Annotated in this window: 4 protein-coding genes; all 4 read right to left on the bottom strand. The window is 37.6% G+C overall.

What is annotated here, in order from left to right; translation table 11 throughout:
• Nucleotides 1-642 (bottom strand): DUF262 domain-containing protein (locus CXF61_RS01615; protein WP_165596921.1); only part of this gene is annotated, 642 nt, incomplete at its 3' end.
• 90 nt (nt 643-732) lie between these two features.
• On the bottom strand, nt 733-1,569 hold the full coding sequence (locus CXF61_RS01620; RefSeq protein WP_165596922.1) for a phosphoadenosine phosphosulfate reductase domain-containing protein: 837 nt from the start codon (nt 1,567-1,569) through the stop codon (nt 733-735).
• The gene (locus CXF61_RS01625) at nt 1,569-4,937 is read right to left on the bottom strand and encodes a hypothetical protein (protein WP_165596923.1); all 3,369 of its coding nucleotides are present in this window, start codon (nt 4,935-4,937) and stop codon (nt 1,569-1,571) included. The genes CXF61_RS01620 and CXF61_RS01625 overlap by 1 nt, the downstream gene beginning before the upstream one ends.
• A gap of 60 nt (nt 4,938-4,997) precedes the next feature.
• Entirely contained in the window at nt 4,998-6,005 is a 1,008-nt protein-coding gene (locus CXF61_RS01630; RefSeq protein ID WP_165596924.1) for a DUF4007 family protein, read from the bottom strand.
• Nucleotides 6,006-6,126 lie beyond the last annotated feature (121 nt).

A 6,126-nucleotide genomic window follows, 5' to 3' on the forward strand; every position in this document is an offset into this window, starting at 1 on the left:
TTTTTCGTTTTCCAAATTAATATCAAGTGCGCACATTACTTTTACAAGTGAAGTATTGAATGAGCTTCTATCGTATTGGAGGTTTAGCGTTTTATGATGTAATAGGCTACGGATTTCTGCCATGGAGAAATATTTATTAAATATTTCGATAGCAGCATCAAGATTTCCATTGCTCAGCTCATCTATGATTCTATTTTTTATATTGCTCAAGCTCGATAATGAGGTAGGACTACTGTCATCAGAGTCTAGAAGTATAACGTGCTGTAAGCTATCCAACATCTCATCGTAAAGTGTAATAAAACGCATTGCATAACCTTGGTATTTTAGTGTTGCTAATACCAATGATCTAAGAGTCATAAAGCTCACGAAATTTGCTAGAAACAATGTTGTAAATCTTTGTTGACCATCGATCAAGTCATGAGGTTGATCCGTATGGATCACTGTTACAATTGATCCACAGAAATAGTCACTATTTTCTTCATGATTAAACCAATCGGTAATTAGTTTTTCAACATTCTCTGGAGCCCACTTGTATGGTCTTTGATAGTGTGGAACTTTTAATGGGTGCTGCTTATTACTATTGTCATTAATAATACGTCCCATCTCTTTAAACTTTCTAATTTCAGCGCCTTTCAAATCCATACTTTTCGCCCATAAAAAAACTGTTAACTTATATTACACAAGTCAACAGTTTAGAACATTATACTTAATAGTCAATATTATTCGATATTTTTACTTGTGGCACATAACACAAATCTTGCCCTGACCATATATATCGTCCATATCTAGTTCAGGCTCACCATCTGGCCGAAGCGGGTTAACCTTGATCCGCTTCTTCATTTTAGCAAGCCTCTTATCATGATCAGCCTTAATTTCAGCCACTCGTTCGGGTCGGCTTAACTCTTCTAATGACTCACGTTCAGACCAAGTGAATGGAGACTGGTTAGCTAACGCCTCTTTTTCATAGGCCATAGCTTCCTTGAAAGATTCAGGATGACGTTCTAAAAGCCCTACCCACTCTATTTTTCTTTGAAAAAAACAGAATGTGCAGCCACTTCGAGTACGCCATTCATAATAGGCTGGTAAACCAACACCTGAGTTCTCTAAGATATCCATTACGCCAGCCTTATCGACACCATCTTCTCGAAAAGGTAGTTCAACAATTAGTTTTTCATCACTTGAGTCGTAGCCAGTACGGTACGGTTCATCAGAACGAATGGCAACATAGGAGCGTACTTCATACCCTTCATCTAAAAAGCCTTGAACCCAGTCCTGAAATGGTTTTAGTTTCATTTTGATTGTACACCAACGTGCTTGCGGTGATGGTAGGTAGTCATTATGTTGAGTCAACCAAAAATCAAAATTTCTATCCGGGTTAATATATTGAATTGGTTTACCTAAGTACCCTTCTAAATAAGATAGGTACTCATATACTTCCTCAAGCTCTTTACCGGTATCAGTGAAAAAATAGTCGATATCTAGTTCTGGGTAGTTATCACGCATATAGATAGCTAATGCTGCACTATCTTTACCGCCAGAAATCCCTAATACATGTTTAACCTTATCCATTACGACTCCTCTTTTTCATCTATTGAGTCATCTTCGAAGCTTTCTAATAACTTCGCAATTACTGCAACTCTGTCATTTAAATCTAAACCTCTATCTTTTAGAGACTGAGCAATTTCTTTAGCACTGCTTGTGACTTCATCAATATTCTTAGAAGTAATATGAGCTTCACGCACTTGGCTAGTAGTCGAGCTTGGTGACTTAGTAATAATACCTACTTTTTGCCTATCTGGACTTGAGTTCACATCAGCGTTAACCTCTGCTTCTAAAAATTGGAAGCTATACGCAGCGATTTGCTGTAGGGCTCTTGTAATATCTTGGTCAATCCACTTTTTAGCGGGTTTATTGCCAGCTAATAGGCTAATTAAGCTCTCAGAATCATTCATTGAGCCATCGTACTTAACCAGACGCGCAATGTAAGCGTCTAGCAAGTAATCCCCTGAACGGCCAAACAATGCTTCAGAACGTTTATTAATCTCAGCGAATGGATTTAGCTCTTCATACTTGACCTTTAAGAAGTCTAAAAGCTTAGTGTTTATTTCACTCACTAGAGTTGGATACTTATAATCCATCTCATATAAACCTTGAATGATTTTCTCTACCTTCTGCTCATCATTATCACTAGCATTGAAAAACCTAGGTAGGTCATCAAATAAAAGCTGATTAGGATCATTGGCTTGCTTTAAGATATTACGAAGCTGTTTAGTTTTCACAGACAGCTCATTAGTACGCTGAATCCAAGGGTGCATGTTAAAGAAAACACTGACTAAAGCTTGAGCAATAGGCAGGGGCTCGTCTTCAATCTTAGATTTTAAGCGAGAACCAAATTCCTCTTCTAGTCGATCTCTTAGAACATGAATCCAAGACTGTGTACCTTCTAGGAAGGAAACCTCTCGAACGCCTACTCCCTTTGGCACTTTAATTAAGTATTCAGCTAATAAGTATTGGACCGTAGGCTTATACTCTCCATTGATATAGTTAGCTAAGTCGCTATGTCTTGATAGTATGTAGGCGATATATAGAATATCATGTAGACCAGCTTTAATACCGTATGGCGCTTCTGACCATGCATCATATATCTGTTGAGCAGAAACAAGCTCACCCTTGCTTTTCGAAATAACCTCATCAGCTCGCCTCCAAACAGCCTTAAGTCGTTCATTTGATGGTTCAGAAAAATAATAATTCTCTCCATCTTCTGATACATGTAGACCATTTTTTACAATAACAGACTCATATACGCCTTTTTCAGGTGGGAATTTCTCTATCCCAAGGCTAGGCTCATCGCTATTCTCAATCATACGCTTTAATAACTCTCGAATAGCACCTTTGGCACTTGGAGAGGGTTTATTACGATTAACAAGCTCATTATTACACTCAAAATATTCGCTTATATAATCATTAGCTATAGATGAAGCAAGTGATGATAGTTTGAATCTGTTAAGTAAAGCACCTTTTTCGTCAAGGTGTTTGCTGTACCATTTCGAGTTGCTTAAGCTCTTGTCTAGCATCCTATTTAGAGCATCTTCGACTTCAACAAGTCTTCCCTCTGTCTCTTGACGTGCAATCTTATCGTTCAGTAGCCGCTCTTCACTTTTTAAAATATTGCTTAAAGCGATTTTATCTTTGAGCATATCAATGATTGTGGTATGGCTGTCAAGAACAGCAATCACGATGTTATTAAGCTCATCAGAGCTTGATACAGATTCACAAATCTCTAAAGCTAGCTTTGCTTCATCGTCGTTTTTTGGAATTAATAGGCAATAAAAACCTACTAAAGAAGCATCAACCTTATTCTGTAATTTAAGCAATGTGTCTTTTACTGAATCTGTAGCAGGTAATAACTTAACTTGCATCCAACGTAGGCTTCCTGTGAGCTGGTAATGAGCTTTAGCAACAACGGGCTCAAACTGCTCTAACTGCTCAAATGGAAGTGTATTGAGGTCTTGTAGCTGCTCTTTAATCGCATCAGTTAAGTTAAAATCACTACCTTCACTTAACATGTAAGACTGAGTAAACTTACGATAAAAGATAATAGATGCTGATTCTAACGCTGATACAACATCTTCAAGCTCTTCATCATTAGCCGCAAGTATGCCCTTAAGTAACTCAGGACTTGCATGAATGCCAGTTCCATCTGCAAAGATGCTTATTAGTGAAACAGTCTTAATCAGTTTCACTGCCATCTCATCATTCAACTCTTCATAGCGATTAACAGCCATTTGAGACAATAGCCACTGCTTACCGTACTCTGAAGCTTGAATAGTGCTATTTAGGTTGCTATCTAAATAATCCCAGAACATTTCTGGTGTGAAAACAGTAAAGCTATCTAGTTTAGTATTTTTAATATAATAGCCAAAACCGTTAGGCTCGGCTGACATTAAAAATGAGAAAATACTACGCTGGTTTTGACCGAAGTTTTTCTTAGACAACTGACATACCAGTATTGCAACTAATGGATGCAACGGGAATACATTCGTTAGCAGCTCAGTCATTTTCTCTGAGTCAGTCTTACGGTTGCTTGCAATGTTATTAACTACGGTATCGACTTGGCTCGAAAATTTAGTGTTAGCTCGAATATCCAATAAGTCTGAGTCATTTACTTCAATTACCTGACTGATTAAATGAATTTGCTCGTCAACTGATAATGTCACAGCACAATCAACAAAACGACCTTGGATCTTAAGCCACTCATCATGTGTTTTAGCGGTTGCTTGGCGTGCATACGCCATAAATGACTGATGCAGTACGCCAATGAATAGCATCTTACCTTGAGTGCGGCTTACAAACTCTGCAAGCTGCTGGAGAAAGTAAATATCTTCTGGGCGGCTACTCTTAGCAGCACCATCAAATACCTTACCTAGCTCATCGATAAAAATCAGTAAACGCTGATTTTTATCAATGCGGCTTTCAAGGGCTTGTAAAATATCTTCTGTAGTCGCACTATTTTTTAAGTCCAAGGCTTCAATGAACAACCGCTCTGGTGCAGTAGTCTGGCCAATTAAGTTTAAGACCTGCCATTGATGCTGTTCAGGGCTGAAATGCTTAATAATTAATTCTTTATTCTTATCACTTAGTTTGGCTCTAGCTGCTTCAACAACCTGAGGATTACTATTAATTAAAGCTTGTAAGAAAATAGCGAGACTCGATTTACCTGATCCATAAGGACCCGTCCAAGTAAATGCGGCCTGCCCTGATTGCTCTATGTGCTGCATCATTTTAATAATGGTTTGCTCATAGGATATTGGACAATAAAAGTTTTCGAGGGCCTCTAAATTGCCATGGTCATAAGTAATGTTAACCGAACGCTGAAAAAACTCATTTCTTTCAATGGCGTCAACAAGATAGGTTTCTGATTGCTGAGTAGTATTCATAGTTTCAAATGACTCTATTATTAGTTATAAAATACAGTTAATTATTATTTTGTGATTTTATTATCGACTATAATCTTCGTCTTTCATAAAGCGTATACTTTGCTCTAATATATCGTCTAAATCACTGCCATCAGTAACCTGAAACTGTCTAATACCTGCAGACTGTGTCCAAGCTAAAGAGTAGTCTGAGTTTTGCAACTGCTCAGCGAATCCAATAATAGCCTCCTCATCTAACATAAACACTCGACCTGGCGAGCACTCATCAAGGGTACACATTTCCAAAGAGAGAGTATCTGCAGCCCCATTATGTACTTTCCAAAAGTTAATGAGAGCATATACAAATACATGCAATGTTAGAGAGTTCTTCTCACCTCTTAACGCCCTAATACTTTGTTTGCTAACACGGGTTAAAAGATCTAGTTCAACGAGAGGACCCTCTAAGGTACTTTCGAAATCTTCATTGGCCTTGCGACGTTTTGTCGTATAATTTTGGATAAAGCATTCAATATCACGCTTTATAGTAGATTCTGATGGGACTGATAGATTATGGTCTCTCATAAACTCTTTCAAAAGCCTTGCAAAGTCCTCTCTTGTGAGTTCCGACTTTGTATTGATATTAAAGAACCAGTAATAACTTATTAAGTTAGGGTTCGTTACTAGGCAGTGGTGAAGTAACCAGATAGTCGATGGTGATTCTAAGTAAGGGTCAAGTCCATTATCGCTAAGAAAGTTTTCAGCATTATAAAAGCTATTGATGTGCTTAGTTGCGTCTATATTGTTATGATTAGAGAATTTATCGGCACCTAATCCCTTATGCGTGTTTTTGTAAGCACTACCCTCTCTATAAAGCATAGCTGTATGAGTTGACCAGAACCGCATCGCATTAAGCATATTCTTACCTACGCCAAAATCTGCAATAGCAGTATCCTGAGAGAATACATTGTTGACATCAGGCTGGGCTTCAATCTGGTCGTATGCCTTTTTAATCCATCCATACCGTAAAGGAAATGTATCGTGACCAGAAAGTGTAGGTTTAATATTTTTAATCAAAGAGGCAAAATAACGCATAAAATTTTATCAACCCAGTTTATTTGTATAATATAAGCATTTCTTCATTGGGAGAACTCTCCAATGAAGATTATTGTATCATGATAATATAGTTATGTAAGCTTAAAAACGATAATAATAT

It is taken from the genome of Psychrobacter sp. 4Dc (genome assembly GCF_002836715.1).
Lineage (GTDB): Bacteria > Pseudomonadota > Gammaproteobacteria > Pseudomonadales > Moraxellaceae > Psychrobacter.

Coding starts and splice junctions, on each gene's coding strand:
- CXF61_RS01630 (WP_165596924.1), bottom strand. CDS start 6,005: ATGCGTTATTTTGCCTCTTTGATTAAAAATATTAAACCTACACTTTCT.
- CXF61_RS01620 (WP_165596922.1), bottom strand. CDS start 1,569: ATGGATAAGGTTAAACATGTATTAGGGATTTCTGGCGGTAAAGATAGT.
- CXF61_RS01625 (WP_165596923.1), bottom strand. CDS start 4,937: ATGAATACTACTCAGCAATCAGAAACCTATCTTGTTGACGCCATTGAA.